Here is a 17509-nt window from a genome sequence, read left to right as displayed (position 1 = left end):
AGAGTACCCGGGGGCGCGCGACCCAGAGAGAGCGGGGATGGTGGGAGCCCGCGGTCGCGTCCCGGCGAAGATCACCCCCGAGCCGCGGCCCCAAAGCGGGGGAGTCCGGACCTGTGGTCCTGCCTCTCGCGAGTAGGCGTCGCCGGAGTGGCCGCCGAGACAGGCCAGCCGAGTACGGCGGATATCCGCTCGCTGGGTGGTTCACAAGCGAAGTCGCAGGCGCGCTTCGTCCCAGCAGGAGGGACGGGCGCGTTTTTTCGTGTCCGGGAGAGATGATCCAACGGGGCGCCCCCCTTTGGGTCGCGAAGGAGGAGAGCGTGGCGAAAAACGAGTACAAGAAGACGACCAACCTGCCGAGCACGGGCTTTCCCATGCGCGCGAGCCTCGCGCAGAACGAGCCCAAGCGCCTCGCCATGTGGGAGGCCAACCACGTCTACGAGCAGATGATTGCCAAGAACGAGGGGCACGACAAGTTCGTCCTGCACGACGGCCCCCCGTACGCCAACGGCCCGATCCACCTCGGCCACGCGCAGAACAAGATCTCCAAGGACATCATCAACCGCTACTGGTCCATGCGCGGCTTCCAGACGCCCTACGTCCCCGGCTGGGACTGCCACGGCCAGCCCATCGAGCACAAGGTCGAGACCATGCTCGGCACCGAGAAGTTCAACCAGCTTCCCACCGAGAAGATCCGCGAGCTCTGCCGCAAGATGGCCGTCGAGCAGGTCGACACCCAGCGCCAGGGCTTCAAGCGCCTGGGCGTCCTGGGCGAGTGGGACAACCCCTACCTCACCTACGTCAACGACTACGACGCCACCGACGTCGAGATCTTCAAGGCGATCTTCGACGCCGGCGCCATCGTCCAGGGCTCCAAGCCGGTGCACTGGTGCTCCCACTGCCACACCGCCCTCGCCGAGGCCGAGATCGAGTACGGTGACGAGGTCAGCCCCGCCATCTTCGTGCGCTTTGAGATGACCACTGTCCCGGAGGGCCTCGAGGAGTGGGCCGGGCGCCTGTGGGTCGACATCTGGACCACCACGCCCTGGACCCTTCCCGCCGACGACGCCGTCATCCTGCACCCCGAGGCCACCTACGTGGCCTTGGTCCACGACGGCCGCGCCGAGATCGTGGCGGAGGCGCTCGCCGCGCGCTGCTGCGAGAAGTTTGGCTACGGCGAGGTCGAGCTCGTGCGCGGCGCGGACGGGCAGCCCTGGCGCGCCACCGGCGAGGCCCTCGCGCACAACCGCTACAAGCAGCCGATCTTTGCCGACCAGGGCGAGACGGGCGAGTTCATCTACGCCGACTACGTCACGCTCGACGACGGCACGGGCATCGTCCACTGCGCGCCCGGCCACGGCGTCGACGACTACCTCGCCGGCCAGAGGTTCGGCATCCCCACGGTCATGCCCGTCGACGACGACGGCCGCTTCTTCGTGGGCGACAAGATCGGCACGGGCGGCCCGTGGTCCGGCATGGAGGTCAACGAGGCCAACCCCAAGATCATCGCCTGGCTCGAGGAGCGCGGCACGCTGATCCTGCACGAGGACATCAACCACAGCTACCCGCACTGCTGGCGCTGCAAGGAGCCCGTCATCTTCCGCGCCACGAGCCAGTGGTTCGTCTCGATGGACAAGCCGCTCGCAAACGGCCGCAGCCTCCGCGAGCAGGCGCTCGAGGAGCTCTCCAAGGTCAGCTTCTACCCGAGTCACGCCATCAAGCGCATCGGCTCGATGGTCGAGGGGCGCCCGGACTGGTGCATCTCCCGCCAGCGCAACTGGGGCGTGCCCATCCCGGCCTTCACCTGCCAGGACTGCGGCGCCACGGTCATGAACGACGACACCCTCGACGCCGTGATCGAGCTCTTCCGCACCAAGGGCTCCGACTGCTGGTTCACGGACGACCCGGCGAGCTACCTCGGCGACGCCTGCGTCTGCCCCAAGTGCGGCGGTCACCACCTCAAGGCCAACTCCGACATCCTGGACGTGTGGTGGGACTCCGGCGTCTCCCACACCGCCGTCTGCCGCCACCGCGACAACCTCAAGTTCCCGGCCGACATGTACCTCGAGGGCTCCGACCAGCACCGCGGCTGGTTCATGAGCTCGCTGATGACCTCCGTGGGCGCCTACGGCGTGGCCCCCTACAAGTCCGTGGTCTCCCAGGGCTTCACGCTCGACGGCCAGGGCCGCAAGATGTCCAAGTCGCTCGGCAACGTCATCGACCCCAACGCCGAGTGCGACACCCGCGGCGCCGACATCTTGCGCCTGTGGGTCACCTCGGTCGACACCTCCAACGACATCCCCTGCGACGACTCGATCCTCGACCACGTGGGCGAGGCCTACCGCCGCTTCCGCAACACCCTGCGGTTCCTCCTGGGCGAGATCGAGGGGCAGTTCGATCCGGCCGTCGACGCCGTGGCCTACGATGAGCTCCTCCCGTACGACAAGCTCACCCTGGCGCGCCTCTGCCAGGTCCACGACCAGGTGAGCGCCGCCTACGAGACCTATCGCTTCAACGTGGTCTACCGCACGCTCTACGACTACGTGATCACCGAGCTCTCCAACGGCTACCTCAACGCCACCAAGGACCGCGTCTACTGCGGCGAGAAGAACTCCTACGAGCGCCGCTCCGCCCTCACGGTGTGGGCGCAGATCCTCTCGATGCTCGTGCACGACCTGCAGCCGATCCTCGTCTACACCACCGACGAGGCCATGGCCTACCTGCCCGCGTCCCTGCGCGACGGCCAGGAGTTCGCCGCCCTTCTTGACTGGTACCAGGCGCCCTGGACCGCCGACGTCTACGAGCGCTACCTGCCCGCCTACGACGCCGTCGTGGAGGCCCGCGCCGCGTTCACCAAGGCCTACGAGGCCGCGGTGGCCGCCGACGCGCTCGCCGAGAAGACCACGCAGGCCGCGCGCGCCGCGCTCACGGTGCCTTCCGAGACCTACGAGCTGCTCGTCGGCGAGCTGGGCTGCGACCTCGCCGAGCCCTTCGTGTGCTCCGAGGTCGAGGTCGTCTCCGGCGACGAGCTGGCCTGCTCCGTCGAGCCCGCCCGTGGCGAGAAGTGCCCGCGCTGCTGGAACTTCCGCGAGGTCGGCGAGGACGGCCTGTGCCCGCGCTGCCACGACGCCGTCGCCGCGCTCGACCCCGCGGAGTAGGCGTGGCCGGCGACCTCGGCGACAAGAACGCGCGGGTTCCGGGCGGTCTCGGCGACGATTCCGTCCGGAGCCGGCTCGCGCCCGCGCGCTCGGGCGCGCGCCGGCTCGCCCTGTTCGTCCTGGTCGCCGTGGCCGTCGTGGCGCTCGACCAGGCGAGCAAGGCCGCGGCGCGCGCCGCGCTCGTTCCCGGCGAGCCCGTCACGCTGATCCCGGGCGTGATGGACCTGTCGCTGGTCTACAACACCGGGGCCGCATTCTCGCTCGGCGAGGGCGCGGGGCCGTTTTTCGTGCTCGTGGCAGCGGCGATCGCGGGCTTTGGGGCCTGGGTCGCCTGGCGGCGCACCGACGCGCCGCTGTCGCTCACGCTCGTGCTCGGCGCGGTCGCCGGCGGGGGCATCGGCAACGCCATCGACCGCGTGGCCCTGGGCGCGGTGACCGACTTCTTCGCCACCACGTTCGTGGACTTTGCGATCTTCAACGTGGCCGACATCTTCGTGACCTGCGGCGTGCCGGTTGCCCTCGTGCTCTGGTGGCGCTGGGACGCCGCGCGCGAGCGGGCCGCGGCGGGGGAGTGACCCCCATGTCCCAGCGCGTCGTGAACCTGCTCGTGGGTCCCGAGTCCGACGGCATGCGGCTCGACGCCTTCCTGGCGACCGGCCCCGACATGCCCAGCCGCTCCGCGTGCGCGCGCCTCGTCGAGGACGGGGCGGTCACCATCAACGAGACCCCGGCAACGAGCAAAAGCGAGAAGGTCCTTCTCGGCGACCGCGTCCGCGCGACCGTGGACGAGCCCGAGCCCGCGGGGGGCCTGCTCGCGCCCAACCCCTACATCCCGCTCGACATTCGCTTCGAGGACGAGCACCTCATCGTGCTCTCCAAGCAGGCGGGGCTCGTGTGCCACCCGAGCCCCGGTCACGTGGACGACACGCTGGCAAACGCGCTCGTCGCCCACTGCGGCTACGATCACCTGGGCATGCTGCAGGGCGAGGAGCGCCCTGGCATCGTGCACCGGCTCGACATGGACACGACGGGCCTCATGCTCGCCGCCAAGGACGACGCCACCCAGAAGGCGCTGCAGGACCTCATCCGCCTGCGCGTGCTCGACCGCCGCTACGTGACGCTCACCCACGGCTACGTGGCCCACGACGAGGGGACGATCGAGACGGGCATCGCGCGCTCCACGCGCGACCGCATCCGCATGGCGGTCTCCGACGCGCCCGGCGCGCGCGAGGCCATCACCACCTTCCGCGTGCTCGAGCGCTTCGAGGCGCTCCAGCGCGACGAGGGCTACACCCTGATGGAGTGCCACCTCTACACCGGCCGCACCCACCAGATCCGCGTGCACATGCGCCACATCGGGCACCCCCTGGTGGGGGACCCGCTCTACGGCCGCGGGGACGACCGGCTCAACCTAGGCCTGCGCCGGCAGTTCCTCCACTCGTGGCACGTGCGCTTTGACCACCCCGCGACGGGTAAGACCGTGGAGCTTGCCGACCGCCTGCCGGACGACCTGCTCGATGTACTAAAATCTCTGAAGGACCGCTCGATGGGCCGCACGGCGGCGGGCGAGAAGATCTGCCCGCAGCTCGGCGCCTGACCCGGCCCAACCCGCTCGAACGCGGCCGCCCGCCCTTCTCGCCCGGCCCGCCCGAACGCGGCCGCCCGTCCGACCCGCCGACAAGACCCAAGGGGTGCGCTCACATGCCCATGATGGAGCTCAACCGGCTCGGCCTCACGCCGATCGTCGTCTTCAACCTGATCATCTGGCTGTTCTTCACGCTGGCGTACTTCTACCAGATCGTCTACATCATCCGCGTGATGTTCAAGGGCACCGTGCGCCTGCCCGAGGCAAAGAAGCAGCACCGCTACGCGTTCTTCATCTCCGCGCACAACGAGGAGCTCGTCATCGGCAACCTCGTGCGCTCGATCTTTGCCCAGGACTACCCGCGCGAGCTCATGGACGTCTTCGTGGTCTGCGACGCCTGCACGGACAACACCCATGCGGCGGCCGAGGAGGCGGGCGCCATCGTCTGGGACCGCAACGACCTCGCGCGCCGCGGCAAGAGCTGGGCGATGGACTACGGCTTCGACCGCATCCTCAACGAGTACGGCGACAAGTACGAGGCCTTCATCGTCATGGACGCCGACAACCTCGTCTCGCGCGACTACATCAAGGTCATGAATCAGGCCTTCGACGCGGGCTACCTCGTCTGCACGGGCTATCGCAACTCCAAGAACTTCGACTCCAGCTGGATCAGCGCCGCCTACGCGCTGTGGTTTCTGCGCGAGGCCAAGTTCCTCAACAACGCCCGCATGATGATGGGCACGAGCTGCGCTATCTCCGGCTCGGGCTGGATGGTCTCCGAGCGCATCGTCCGCGGCATGCACGGCTGGGGCTTCCACACCTTGACCGAGGACATCCAGTTCTCCACCTTTTGCTGCGCCAACAACGTGCAGATCGGCTACGCGCCTGCCGAGTTCTTCGACGAGCAGCCCGTGACCCTCAAGGCGTCCTGGACGCAGCGCATGCGCTGGACCAAGGGTTTCTACCAGGTGTTCTTCAGCTACGGGCGCGACCTGGTGAAGGGCATCTCCAAGGGTCGGTTCGCGAGCTACGACATGCTCATGACCGTGGCGCCGGGCATGATCTTGACGCTGCTGTCGTTTTTCGTGAACGCCACCTACCTCATCGTGGGCTCCCTCTCGCACGGCTTCATCGCCACCCAGGGCGAGCTCGACATGTGCGTGGGGTCGCTCATCATGACGTTTGCCTCGATGTACGTGGTCTTCTTCATCCTGGCGATCATCACCACGATCTCCGAGCGCAGCCACATCCACGCCAAGAAGAAGTGGCGCGTCTTCACCAACCTCTTCACGTTCCCGCTTTTCATGATGACCTACATCCCCATCACCGTGGTGGCCCTGTTCAAGAAGGTCGAGTGGGTGCCCACCAAGCACGACGTCGTGGTCAACGTCGACGACGTCGTCGGCGGCAGCGTGTAACTGCACAAAGGGGACGTGTTTTTTCGTGCAGACCGCTTGGGACAGGTTTGCCCGCGGCGACGGGGCAAACCTGTCCCTTTTCGTCTGCACGAAAAAACACGTCCCCATTGCGCAGAGTGCGCCGGATTTTCGGGTTGCGGGTGACGCGGCTTCGGGCGTGGCGCGGTCCTGAGCTGCGCCGTTCTTCTCGCTTCTACGATGACTTCAGTCTCGTGGAAGGAGAAACAACATGGCGAGAAGAACCTCGGGCGGAAAGGCCTATCCGCTCTTCAGGCCGAGCGCGCGCAACCTCGCGCTGGCGCTCGGCGTGGCGTCCGGCACCGTGCTCTCGGCGGGCGCCGCGTACCTGCTGGGGGCGATCGTGGACGGGCTGGCGTCGGGCGAGCTCGCGCCCGGCGAGATCGCGGCGCGCCTGGCGGCGTTTCTGGTCGTGTCGCTCGCGGCAGCGCTCGCGAAGTTTTCACTTAATGACTGGCTCCCGCTCAAGGCGAACCTCAGCGCGGAGGTGGACGCCTCGGACGAGGCGATCGACCAGCTGCTCGCCATGCCGCAGCGAGCCTTCGAGCGCCACGACGCCGGTCACTACCTCAACGTGGTGAACGCGGCGGCGTTTGGCTACGGCTCGATGTCGGTCTACCTGAACGTGAACGTCGTGGGGTGCGCGATTGCGGTCGTGGCGCTGCTGGCGTGCGCCGCGGCGATCGACGTCCTGCTCGTGCCGGTCTTTCTCTGCGGGCTGGTCGTGTACTTCGTGGTCAACTGGGGTCCCATGCACTCAGCCGGGCGCCTGCTCATGGAGATGATGCCCGCGCGCGAGGCCTGGCAGGAGGAGGTCCGACGGCTCGTCGAGGAGAAGCGCGTTGCCAACGCCGGCGGTGCCGAGGGGTTCTACGAGCACCGATTTGAGAAGAGCACGAGCGCGTACCGCGCGTTTCTCCGCCGGCACCGCCTTGCCGATGCCACGCAGACGACGCTTCCCGCGGCCGTCTCTCCAGCGCTCCAGGTTGCGGCGCTCGCCGTGTGCGTTGCGCTGTGGACGTCGGGCGGCATGACGCTCGGGGCCGTCGTCGCGGCGTGGCAGCTCTTCTCGCTGCTCCAGTCGCCCATGGCGGACATCTGCTCGCTTGTGAGCTTCTACGTTGCCTACCGGCCGAACCTCGCGCTGCTGCGCGATCACGCGGGGGAGGCCGCGGAGCCCTCCGGGTTCGAGGCGCTCATGGCGGGCGAGAAGGACCTGGCGGCGCGCGTGAACGGCACGCTCTGGGCGACGCCGGCGCGCGGCGAGGACGGCAAGCGGCTCTGGGCCGGTGAGTTCGAGGTCCGTCCCGGCGAGCTCGTGGTGATCAAGGGCGCCAACGGCTCGGGCAAGTCGCGCCTGCTCGACCTCGTGCGCGGGCTGTCCGACCCGGCCGACCTCGACGGGGAGGCCGCGCTCGCGCCGGGGCTCCTGGATGCGGCCTACCTCACGTATCCGGTGCCCGTGGTGCTCGGAACGCTCGAGGACAACCTCCTCGGTTCTGCGGCGGACCCCGAGGTCGCCCGCGTGCTCGGCCTAGGCGACCTGCCCGAGCGCGCCATCACCGACCAGCCGCTCAACCTCTCGCTCGGCGAGCGCCAGAAGCTGGGCCTGCTGCGCGCGCTCTCGCGCCCGGAGCCCGCGGTCCTTCTCGACGAGCCGCTCGCGAACCTCGACGCGGCCACGTCCGCGCGGCTCTGCGACTACCTTGCCGGCCTGCGCGGCCGCAAGACCGTTGTGGCCATCATGCACTCCAGTGACCTCGATGCCGCGGCCGACCGCATCTACGAGATCCGCGACGCCCGCCTCGCTCGCGTCTGTTAATTGGGGACAGTCCCCAATTAACAGAAAAGTTTTATGTGATTTGGGGACAGTCCCCAATTCACAGATTCATCCCTAGGGCGCGAGCGCGCCGGATTGGTGAAACCATGGTCAAGAAGAGTGATTATCCGCTCGTTGACATGAGCGTTCGCAACGTCGTTCGTTCCGTGGGCGTCGCGGCGTCCACGATGCTCGCGGCAGCGGCGAGCGTCGCCGTTGGACACGTCGTCGACCAGCTTTCGAGCGGGGTGTCGTACCTCGAGGCTCCGCTCGCCGTTGCCCTCATCCTTGCACTGGCGTCCGCTGCCGCGACGGTCCTTCTCGGCGAGTGGGTGCCCACGTGGCTGGGGGTGCGCCGTTTTCTCGACGGCGCTATGGCCTGTGCCAGGGGCATCCTCGCCTCCCCGCAGCGCGCCTTCGCGCGGCACGAGAAGGGCCACTTCGTGAACGTCCTCATGAACTCGACCGACACCTACGGCACGCTCTATGCCGGGGCAAGCGTGCGCATCCCGGGGGCAGTGCTGGCGCTCCTGGGGACCGTGGCCATCGCGGCGCTGATCGACCCGCTGATGGCGGCGCTGGTCGTGGTCTACGCTCCCGTCCTCTGGCTCGCACTGCGGCTTCCCGCACGCTCGCTCGCCGAGCTTCAGCGCGACGTCCTCCCCGTGCAGGACGCCTGGCTCGGCGAGTCCAAGCGCATCGTCGAGAACAAGCGCTCCGTCAACGCGGCCGGAGCCGAGGGGTACTTCTCGTCGCGCTATCGCGAGCGCTCCGAGGCGTTCCTGCGCACCGTGACGCGCTACCGCTTCCTCGAGCTGCTCATCTCCAACCTCCCCGCGTTGCTCTCCTGTGCGCTCGCGGCGGCGATGATGGGGGTCGCGGCGTGGCGCTGCCTGACGGTCGGGGCGGGCGTGGGCCAGGTGCTCGTGGCGTACTCGCTCGCGCAGCTCGTGCAGGCGCCGCTCACTGCCATCGCGCAGCGCGTGGCGCAGGTGCGCGGCAACCTGCCGCAAGTCGAGCGCCTGCGCGAGGTGGCCGCGGCAGCGGCGGAGCCCTCCGGGTTCGAGGCGCTCATGGCGGGCGAGAAGGACCTGGCGGCGCGCGTGAACGGCACGCTCTGGGCGACGCCGGCGCGCGGCGAGGACGGCAAGCGGCTCTGGGCCGGTGAGTTCGAGGTCCGTCCCGGCGAGCTCGTCGTGGTGAAGGGCGCCAACGGCTCGGGCAAGTCGCGCCTGCTCGACCTCGTGCGCGGGCTGTCCGACCCGGCCGACCTCGACGGGGAGGCCACGCTCGCGCCGGAGGCGCTCCACGCGGCCTACCTCACCTATCCCGTGCCCGTCTTCACGGGGGACCTCGCCTATAACCTCCTCGGCGCTGCGGCGGACCCGGAGGTCGCGCGCGTGCTCGACCTGGGTGACCTTCCCGGGCGCGCCATCACCGACCAGCCGCTCAACCTCTCGCTCGGCGAGCGCCAGAAGCTGGGCCTGCTGCGCGCGCTCTCGCGCCCGGAGCCCGCGGTCCTTCTCGACGAGCCGCTCGCGAACCTGGACGCGGCCACGTCCGCGCGCCTGTGCGCCTACCTCGCCGGCCTGCGCGGGCGGCGCACCGTCGTCGCCGTCATGCACTCCGGCGACCTCGACGCCGCGGCGGACCGCATCTACGAGGTCCGCGACGGCCGCCTGGCCCGCGTCAAGTAGGTGGCTACGGCCCCACGCCAAAAAATAACGGACATTGGTTTCCTGAAAGAAAAAGCTCAACTGGGAAAACGTGTCTCTGCGAGCCATTTTTGGGAAACCAATGTCCGTTATTTTTTGGCGCCCGCGCGATATGTTTGTTGGGGACTGTCCCCAACGTGCAGGCTCCGCCACTCGGCAGGTCCGCAGCCATACTGCGCGCGAAACGCCCTATAGAAGTTGCTCGTCCCCGAGTAGCCCACCTGCTGTGCGACCTCGCGCACCGGAAGCTGCGTCGCGCGCAGCAGCATGGCCGCGCGCTCCATGCGCTGTTTGGCCACGAGCTCGGTGAACGTCATGCCGCAGCGCTCGTGGATGAGCTCGGAGAGGTAGGTCGTGCTGTAGGAGTAGCGCCGCGCCAGCCCGGAGAGGCTCGCGCGCTCCGGGCGCGCGGCGATGTCCTGCAAGATCACGGCGAGAACCTCGTCCGCACCCCTCGGCGCCTCTTCGGGGATGACGGGGGAGACCAGGGCAATAATCGCGACGCCGAGCGCCTCCACCAGCTGCTCCCAGCCGTCGTGCCGCTCCACGTAGGCCACTGCCGCGGCGCCAAAGAGGTCGATCATGAGCTCCTTGTTGGGGTCGGGCGTGTCGACGCGGCGCACGGGGTGGCGCTTCGCAGCGGTGGTCGTGAGCATGCGAAAGAGCGGCGAGTCCTCGTCCGCGATGGGCATGAGGCTCTGAACGAACCGCTCGGTCATGAAGTACAGCGCCAGAAACACCTTTCGGCCGGCGTCCGGGCACGCGTCGTCCCCGGAGAAGGCGCCGAGCGGCGCCGTCATCGAGATGATGTCGTAGTCACCGGGGTTGCGCGGCAGCGCGCCCATCTCGTCCTCAAACCACGCCAGCATGAGGACGTTTCGTCCGGGCCGCGGCTCGCGCCGCGCGGTCTCGTCCATGATCTGCCGCACCGCCGCGGCCACGCGTCCGCTCTCCATGGTAACCCCCTCTCGACCCGTCAAGTATACGGGTCCGCGTCCTTCTCGTCGTGTCCTTATCGTGAGCTGGTACTTCTCGGCAAACGGTCGCTGAAAAACCCGTGAGCGGATGCTACAATGGCTCAAATCTGGTTACGGGGTTGTTTCCGCCGCGGGCGGGGAGAGGAGCCACCACATGGCCACGTTCTTCGAGGGGGAGTCCCACACCTTTTCCGAGTACCTGCTCGTCCCGGGATACTCCTCGGCGGAGAACATTCCCGCCAACGTCTCGCTCAAGACCCCGCTCGTGAAGTTCCGTCGCGGCGAGGAGCCCGCGCTTTCCCTCAACATCCCCATGGTCTCGGCCATCATGCAGTCCGTCTCCGGCGTGGACATGGGCGTGGCGCTCGCCATCGAGGGCGGCCTCGCCTTCATCTACGGCAACCAGACCCCCGAGCAGGAGGCGGCCATGGTCAAGGCCGTCAAGGACCACAAGGCCGGCTTCGTCGAGTCCGACTCCACCCTCACGCCGGACATGACCATGGAGCAGGTCATGGAGCTCAAGGAGCGCACCGGCCACTCCACCATGCCCGTCACCGACGACGGCTCCTCCCGCGGCAAGCTCCTCGGCATCGTGACCAGCCGCGATTACCGCCCCACGCGCGACGACCACCAGATGAAGGTCTCCGAGTTCATGACCCCGCGCGAGAAGCTCATCGTGGGCGACAAGGACATCACGCTCAAGCGCGCCAACGACGTCATCTGGGAGAACAAGCTCAACGCCCTGCCCGTGGTGGACGAGAACGACCATCTTGTGGGCATCGTCTTCCGCAAGGACTACGACCAGCACAAGTCCAACCCCAACGAGCTGCTCGACGCCAACAAGCGCTACATGGTCGGCGCCGGCATCAACACCCGCGACTACGCCGAGCGCGTGCCGCTGCTCGTCGAGGCCGGCGCGGACGTCCTGTGCATCGACTCCTCCGAGGGCTTCTCCGAGTGGCAGAAGCGCACCCTCGAGTGGGTCCGCGCCAACTACGGCGACTCCGTCAAGGTGGGCGCCGGCAACGTCGTCGACGAGGACGGCTTCCGCTTCCTCGCGGACTGCGGCGCGGACTTCGTGAAGGTGGGCATCGGCGGCGGCTCGATCTGCATCACGCGCGAGACCAAGGGCATCGGCCGCGGCCAGGCCTCCGCGGTCATCGACGTGTGCCGCGCGCGCGACAAGTACTTCGAGGAGACCGGCGTCTACGTGCCCGTCTGCTCCGACGGCGGCATCGTCTACGACTACCACATGACGCTTGCGCTGGCCATGGGCGCCGACTTCATGATGCTCGGCCGCTACTTCGCCCGCTTCGACGAGAGCCCCACCGAGCGCGTCAACGTCAACGGCCAGTACATGAAGGAGTACTGGGGCGAGGGCTCGGCGCGCGCCCGCAACTGGCAGCGCTACGACCAGGGCGGCGCCACCAAGCTGGGCTTTGTCGAGGGCGTCGACTCCTACGTGCCCTACGCGGGCTCGCTCAAGGAGGGCGTGGGCCAGACCATCTACAAGATCAAGTCCACGATGTGCAACTGCGGCGCGCTCACGATCAAGGAGCTCCAGGAGAAGGCGCGCCTCACGCTCGTGAGCTCGACCTCCATCGTCGAGGGCGGCGCGCACGACGTCGTGGTCAAGGACTCCCAGCACTCCGTGAGCTATCGCTAGCCCTTTTCTGGCGAGAAGAACCCAGCTCTGTCGGCCGCCCGGCGCCTTGCGCCCGGGCGGCCTACCTTCTTTTCACCGATTGAGTGCCCATGGGGCTGTCTTGCCGCCGGGGTGTTCCGGAGAGAAGTTTCGCGAAGCGCACTTCTCGGAGGAACACCCTGCGGCCCTGCGAGTTGCTGTTACAATGGCACGGTTGACCATCGCACACAAAGGAGTCACGCAGATGAGCGACGCCGAGAAGAACTTCGAGGTCCCGGCCTACGACGCCGAGGCCATCGAGACCAAGTGGCAGGCGGCCTGGGAGGCCGACGAGCTCTACAAGACCGAGGAGGACCCGAGCAAGCCCAAGAAGTACGTGCTCGAGATGTTCCCGTACCCCTCCGGCGACCTGCACATGGGCCACGCCCGCAACTACACCATCGGCGACGCCATGGCCCGCCAGGCCCGCATGCGCGGCTTCGACGTGCTGCACCCCATGGGCTACGACGCCTTCGGCCTGCCCGCGGAGAACGCCGCCATCAAGCACAACACGCAGGCGAGCGTCTGGACGCACCAGAACATCGAGCAGGCCACCAAGACCATGCGCCGTATGGGCTTCTCCTATGACTACGACCGCATGTTCAACACCTGCGACCCCGAGTACTACAAGTGGGGCCAGTGGATCTTCCTCAAGATGTGGGAGAAGGGCCTGGTCTACCGCGACACCTCGCCGGTGAACTGGTGCCCGGGCTGCCAGACGGTCCTTGCCAACGAGCAGGTCGTCGACGGCAAGTGCTGGCGCTGCGGCTCGATCCCCGAGAAGCGCCCGCTCTCCCAGTGGTACTTCAAGATCACCGACTACGCCCAGGAGCTCCTGGACGACCTCAAGCTCCTCGAGGGCAAGTGGCCCGAGCGCGTCCGTGCGATGCAGGCCAACTGGATCGGCCGCTCCGAGGGCGCCGAGATCGACTTCGCCCTGGCCGCGGAGGACGGCGTCACGCCCACCGACACCAAGATCACCGTCTTCACCACGCGCCCGGACACGCTCTTCGGCGTGAGCTTCTTCCTGCTGCCGCCCGAGAGCCCGCTCGCCGCGGAGCTCGTGGCCGGCACCGAGCACGAGGCCGCCTTCCTCGAGCTCAAGGCAGCCGCGGAGAAGGTCTCCTCGGTCGACCGCCAGGGCTCGGAGCGCGAGAAGCACGGCGTCTTCACCGGCCGCTACGTCATCAACCCGGTGAACGGCCGCCCGGCCCCCATCTGGGTCGCCGACTACGTCCTGATGGACTACGGCACCGGCGCCGTCATGGGCGTGCCCTGCGGCGACCAGCGCGACTTCGACTTCGCCAAGAAGTACGGCCTCGAGATCGCCCCGATTATCTGCGAGAAGGACGACCCGCTCTACGAGGAGCTCAAGGACGAGCGCGAGCTCCGCGTGACCTCCGTCGACTGGACCTGCGCGATGGAGGCCGAGGGCTACCTCGTGCAGTCCGGCCAGTTCACCGGCATGAAGGGCGGCAAGCACTCCGAGGCAGTCGACGCCATCATCGAGTGGCTCGGTGAGCAGGGCCTCGGCCGCAAGACCGTGCAGTTCCGCCTGCGCGACTGGCTCATCTCCCGCCAGCGCTACTGGGGCAACCCCATCCCGATGATCCACTGCGACTGCTGCGGCGACGTGCCCGTGCCCTACGACCAGCTGCCCGTCACGCTGCCGGACAACCTCGACCTGGGCGCCGGCGAGACCCTCGCGGAGTACGCGCCCTTCTACGAGACCACCTGCCCCAAGTGCGGCAAGCCGGCCCGTCGCATCACGGACACCATGGACACCTTCACGTGCTCGAGCTGGTACTACCTGCGCTACTGCGACCCCCACAACGAGGAGCTGCCCTTCTCCAAGGAGGCCGTTGACCGCTGGATGCCGGTCGACAACTACATCGGCGGCATCGAGCACGCCATCCTGCACCTGCTCTACAGCCGCTTCTTCACCAAGGTCCTGCGCGACCTCGGCATGATCGACTGCGACGAGCCCTTCGAGAACCTGCTCTGCCAGGGCATGGTCAAGGACGCCAACGGCGACACCATGTCCAAGTCCAAGGGCAACGTCGTGCCGCCGTCCTCGGTGATCGAGCCCTTCGGCGCGGACACCATGCGCCTGGCCATCCTCTTCATCGCCCCGCCCGAGAAGGACTTCAACTGGGACGAGGAGGCCGTCGCCGGCGCCAACCGCTTCATCAAGCGCGCCTGGCGCGTCGTGTGGCTGCTCTCCCAGGGCGCGGCCGCCGGCGCCGTGAGCGCGGGCACCCTCGACGCCGCGGGCAAGGAGCTCTGGCGCACCGTCAACGCCATGGGCCTCAAGTGCACGGCCGACTTCGACCGCTGCCAGTTCAACACCGCCATCTCCGCCGTCATGGAGATCACCAACGCCGCGTCCAAGTACGTGAACGACGTGGCGCCCGAGAAGCGCGACGCGGCGCTGTGCTTCGCTGCCGCCAACGCGATCGTGACCATGCTCGCGCCCATCTGCCCGCACTGGGCCGAGGAGCTCTGGCACGAGGCCCTGCACCAGGAGGGCTCGGTCTACGACGCAGCCTGGCCCGAGTTCGACGAGGCCGCGGCCAAGGCCGACGAGGTCGAGATCGCCGTCCAGATCAAGGGCAAGGTCCGCGGCCGCGTGACCGTCCCGGCCGACGCCTCCGACGAGCAGATCGAGGAGGCCGCCAAGGCAGCCGTCGCCGCCCAGCTCGAGGGCAAGCAGATCAAGAAGGTCATCGTGATCAAGGGCCGCCTGGTGAACATCGTCGCCGTTTAGGGCTCCCGAGGGCGGGGTCCTCGCCCCGTTGCTGCCGTCGTTTGCGACGCCCCGTGATTGTTAAGCGGCCATCTACCTGCGTAGACGCAAGAAATCGCAGGTAGATGGCCGTTTTTTTGTTGCTTAGAATCCGCGGCCGATCGCAGGCGCCGGAGGGCACTTGACGACAAGCGTCGGATGGGAGAGCCACCCCCGCCCCGAACTGTCGCCGCCGCCCGGCCCTGGGCGAGGGGGCGCGCCATCTCGCGGCCGGCGGGTGGCCGCGCGCGAGCCGGCGAGGGTATGTACACCGCGCCACATCTGCGGAGTTGCGTTTGCGCAGGTAGATGGGCTGCCGATAAGGACGGGCGCCGCGGGTCGGTGTACATACCCTCACGGGTCAGCCCGCCGCCCCTCACGGGTCAGCCCGCCGCCCCCTCACGGGTTAGCCCGCCGCCCCGTGTCCGCCCGCGGCTTGTGGGAATCTCGTGGAGCCCCATTTGACGCAAAACGAGAAACACCGTAAACTACCTGTGTATTCGAAGCTGTAATCGTAGGAAGTGGGGTGGATCTTTTCGCCCCGCTTCCTTTCTGTATGCAGGTGAGGAGGGTTCATGCCAAAGCAAGGCCTCGAGCAGAAGATCATCGACGCCCTGGAGCCGCTCGCCGCCGAGCGCGGCATCGACGTCGTCGACGTCGAGGTCGTCGGCGCGAGCAAGGCGCCGTGCGTCCGCGTGCGCATCGACCACGCCGACGAGGGCGCGCCCACGATCTCGCTCGACGAGGTCACCGCGGAGACCGCCTGGATCTCCGACGCCCTCGACGAGCTCGACCCCATCCCCTCGAGCTTCACGCTCGAGGTCTCGTCCCCGGGGATGGCCCGCCCCCTGCGCAAGCCGCGCGACTTCGCGCGCTTTGCCGGGCAGACGGTCCAGGTCTCGCTGGTCCCGGGGGAGGGCAGGCGCCGCTACACCGGGACCCTGCTCGGCATCGAGGACGCCACGGTGGCCCTCGAGTGCGACGGGGAGCGCGTCGAGCTCCCCTTCGATGACATCAGGAAGTGCACGATCAAGCCCGACTTCACCGCGTCGGACGCGAAGAAGCAAGCGTGAAAGGATAACCATGGCCTCTGAGATGATGGAAGCCCTCGAGCTCCTGTGCCAGGAGAAGCACATCGACCAGCTCTACCTGATCGACCGCCTCGAGCAGTCGCTCGCCAAGAGCTACACCGACGTGCTGCACCTGCCCTTCGGCGCCCGCGTCACCATCGACCGCCAGACCGGTCGCGTCTACGTCTACGAGCTCGTCCCCAAGGGCGAGGAGGACCCGGAGACCGGCGAGTACGCCGAGTTCGACGAGGTCGACGTCACCCCGCCCGACACGAGCCGCATCGCCGCCCAGCACGCCAAGGCCGAGATCAAGGCCATCGTGCGCAACGCCGCGCGCGTCCAGATCTACGAGGAGTTCTCGCAGCGCGTGGGCGACATCATCACCGGCACGGTGCTGCAGACCACGCCCGACTTCACGATCATCAAGATCCGCGAGGGCGTCGAGGCCGAGCTGCCCCACTTCGACCAGCGCCGCTACCCCGAGGAGCGAAACGAGCGCCCCGCGGGCGAGCGCTACATGCACAACCAGCGCCTCCGCGCGATCATCATCGACGTCCGCGACCCCAACGCGACCCAGCCCGCCGTCCGCGGCGAGCGCCAGCGTCCGCCCATCGTGGTCTCCCGCACCCACCCGGACCTGCTCCGTCGCCTCTTCGAGCTCGAGGTCCCCGAGGTCTACGACGGCATCGTCGAGGTCCGCAGCATCGCCCGCGAGCCCGGCGTCCGCTCCAAGGTCGCCGTCTCCTCCAACGACCCGCACCTCGACCCGGTGGGCGCCTGCGTCGGCCCCAAGGGCAGCCGCGTGCGCACCGTCGTCTCCGAGCTGCGCGGCGAGCGCGTCGACGTGGTCCTGTGGAGCGACGACCCGGCCCGCCGCGTCGCCGCGGCGCTCTCGCCGGCGCGCGTGAGCCGCGTGCTCATCGACGAGGAGAACAGCTACGCCACCGTCATCGTGCCGGACGACCAGCTCTCCCTGGCCATCGGCAAGGAGGGCCAGAACGCCCGCCTCGCCGCGCGCCTCACGGGGCTTCACATCGACATCAAGAACGAGTCGCTCGCCGCGGGGGTCCTGCGCGACCTCTCCCACGTGGTCGCCGAGGACGACCTCGTCGACGACGGCGAGTCCCACCGCTGCGAGTACGTGGGCGAGAACGGCATCCAGTGCCGCAACATGGCCCGTCCCGGCTCGCGCTTCTGCGGCGTCCACGAGCAGATGGCCGGCGTCGAGGTCTCCGACGACCCCGACTCGCTCATCTAGCCCCTCCGTCGCAGCGCACATCGAG

General features: G+C 68.2%; 11 protein-coding genes. 10 read left to right on the top strand and 1 reads right to left on the bottom strand.

The annotated features are described in order from the left end of the window. The first annotated feature begins 371 nt into the window (after positions 1–371). The 6 genes from ileS to B5F85_RS07170 all read left to right on the top strand — a co-directional run bounded on the left by ileS (position 372) and on the right by B5F85_RS07170 (position 9692). A complete protein-coding gene (ileS, locus tag B5F85_RS07195) occupies positions 372–3155 on the top strand; it encodes an isoleucine--tRNA ligase (protein ID WP_239386768.1) in 2784 nt (927 codons plus the stop codon). Positions 3156–3157: 2 nt separating this feature from the next. Next, the gene (gene lspA, locus B5F85_RS07190) at positions 3158–3730 is read left to right on the top strand and encodes a signal peptidase II (RefSeq protein ID WP_239386756.1); all 573 of its coding nucleotides are present in this window, start codon (positions 3158–3160) and stop codon (positions 3728–3730) included. A gap of 5 nt (positions 3731–3735) precedes the next feature. Further along, a complete protein-coding gene (locus B5F85_RS07185) occupies positions 3736–4752 on the top strand; it encodes an RluA family pseudouridine synthase (RefSeq protein WP_087315836.1) in 1017 nt (338 codons plus the stop codon). A 113-nt stretch (positions 4753–4865) separates the two neighbouring features. Continuing rightward, on the top strand, positions 4866–6158 hold the full coding sequence (locus tag B5F85_RS07180; RefSeq protein ID WP_087315895.1) for a glycosyltransferase family 2 protein: 1293 nt from the start codon (positions 4866–4868) through the stop codon (positions 6156–6158). Positions 6159–6387: 229 nt separating this feature from the next. After that, positions 6388–7998 (top strand): ABC transporter ATP-binding protein, encoded by a 1611-nt coding sequence (locus tag B5F85_RS07175; RefSeq protein WP_087315834.1) that lies wholly within the window; start codon positions 6388–6390, stop codon positions 7996–7998. A gap of 104 nt (positions 7999–8102) precedes the next feature. Then, the gene (locus B5F85_RS07170; protein WP_087315832.1) at positions 8103–9692 is read left to right on the top strand and encodes an ABC transporter ATP-binding protein; all 1590 of its coding nucleotides are present in this window, start codon (positions 8103–8105) and stop codon (positions 9690–9692) included. Positions 9693–9799: 107 nt separating this feature from the next. Here B5F85_RS07170 and B5F85_RS07165 read toward each other — a convergent pair whose 3' ends face one another. After that, the gene (locus tag B5F85_RS07165; RefSeq protein WP_087315830.1) at positions 9800–10666 is read right to left on the bottom strand and encodes a helix-turn-helix transcriptional regulator; all 867 of its coding nucleotides are present in this window, start codon (positions 10664–10666) and stop codon (positions 9800–9802) included. A 175-nt stretch (positions 10667–10841) separates the two neighbouring features. Here B5F85_RS07165 and B5F85_RS07160 point away from each other — a divergent pair, with 175 nt between their 5' ends. The 4 genes from B5F85_RS07160 to nusA all read left to right on the top strand — a co-directional run bounded on the left by B5F85_RS07160 (position 10842) and on the right by nusA (position 17484). Continuing rightward, positions 10842–12353 carry an IMP dehydrogenase gene (locus B5F85_RS07160; RefSeq protein WP_087315828.1) on the top strand — a complete coding sequence of 504 codons (1512 nt, stop codon included), beginning with the start codon at positions 10842–10844 and terminating at the stop codon, positions 12351–12353. A gap of 223 nt (positions 12354–12576) precedes the next feature. Next, positions 12577–15138 carry a leucine--tRNA ligase gene (leuS, locus tag B5F85_RS07155; protein WP_087315826.1) on the top strand — a complete coding sequence of 854 codons (2562 nt, stop codon included), beginning with the start codon at positions 12577–12579 and terminating at the stop codon, positions 15136–15138. Positions 15139–15731: 593 nt separating this feature from the next. Beyond that, positions 15732–16229, top strand: coding sequence for a ribosome maturation factor RimP (gene rimP / locus B5F85_RS07150; RefSeq protein WP_087315824.1), 498 nt, complete (start codon positions 15732–15734; stop codon positions 16227–16229). 10 nt (positions 16230–16239) lie between these two features. Next, positions 16240–17484 carry a transcription termination factor NusA gene (gene nusA / locus B5F85_RS07145; RefSeq protein ID WP_087315822.1) on the top strand — a complete coding sequence of 415 codons (1245 nt, stop codon included), beginning with the start codon at positions 16240–16242 and terminating at the stop codon, positions 17482–17484. Positions 17485–17509: the final 25 nt, after the last annotated feature.

It is taken from the genome of Olsenella sp. An293, from assembly GCF_002159495.1.
GTDB lineage: Bacteria > Actinomycetota > Coriobacteriia > Coriobacteriales > Atopobiaceae > Thermophilibacter.
The sequence above is the reverse complement of the archived record's forward strand: the minus strand, read 5'-3'. Positions and strand labels throughout refer to the sequence as shown.

What these genes read in the sequence shown, in the direction of transcription:
- B5F85_RS07170 (WP_087315832.1), top strand. Translation starts at nt 8,103, where the DNA reads ATGGTCAAGAAGAGTGATTATCCGCTCGTTGACATGAGCGTTCGCAAC.
- B5F85_RS07175 (WP_087315834.1), top strand. Translation starts at nt 6,388, where the DNA reads ATGGCGAGAAGAACCTCGGGCGGAAAGGCCTATCCGCTCTTCAGGCCG.
- B5F85_RS07165 (WP_087315830.1), bottom strand. Translation starts at nt 10,666, where the DNA reads ATGGAGAGCGGACGCGTGGCCGCGGCGGTGCGGCAGATCATGGACGAG.
- nusA (WP_087315822.1), top strand. Translation starts at nt 16,240, where the DNA reads ATGGCCTCTGAGATGATGGAAGCCCTCGAGCTCCTGTGCCAGGAGAAG.
- ileS (WP_239386768.1), top strand. Translation starts at nt 372, where the DNA reads ATGCGCGCGAGCCTCGCGCAGAACGAGCCCAAGCGCCTCGCCATGTGG.
- B5F85_RS07160 (WP_087315828.1), top strand. Translation starts at nt 10,842, where the DNA reads ATGGCCACGTTCTTCGAGGGGGAGTCCCACACCTTTTCCGAGTACCTG.
- B5F85_RS07185 (WP_087315836.1), top strand. Translation starts at nt 3,736, where the DNA reads ATGTCCCAGCGCGTCGTGAACCTGCTCGTGGGTCCCGAGTCCGACGGC.
- B5F85_RS07180 (WP_087315895.1), top strand. Translation starts at nt 4,866, where the DNA reads ATGGAGCTCAACCGGCTCGGCCTCACGCCGATCGTCGTCTTCAACCTG.
- leuS (WP_087315826.1), top strand. Translation starts at nt 12,577, where the DNA reads ATGAGCGACGCCGAGAAGAACTTCGAGGTCCCGGCCTACGACGCCGAG.
- rimP (WP_087315824.1), top strand. Translation starts at nt 15,732, where the DNA reads ATGCCAAAGCAAGGCCTCGAGCAGAAGATCATCGACGCCCTGGAGCCG.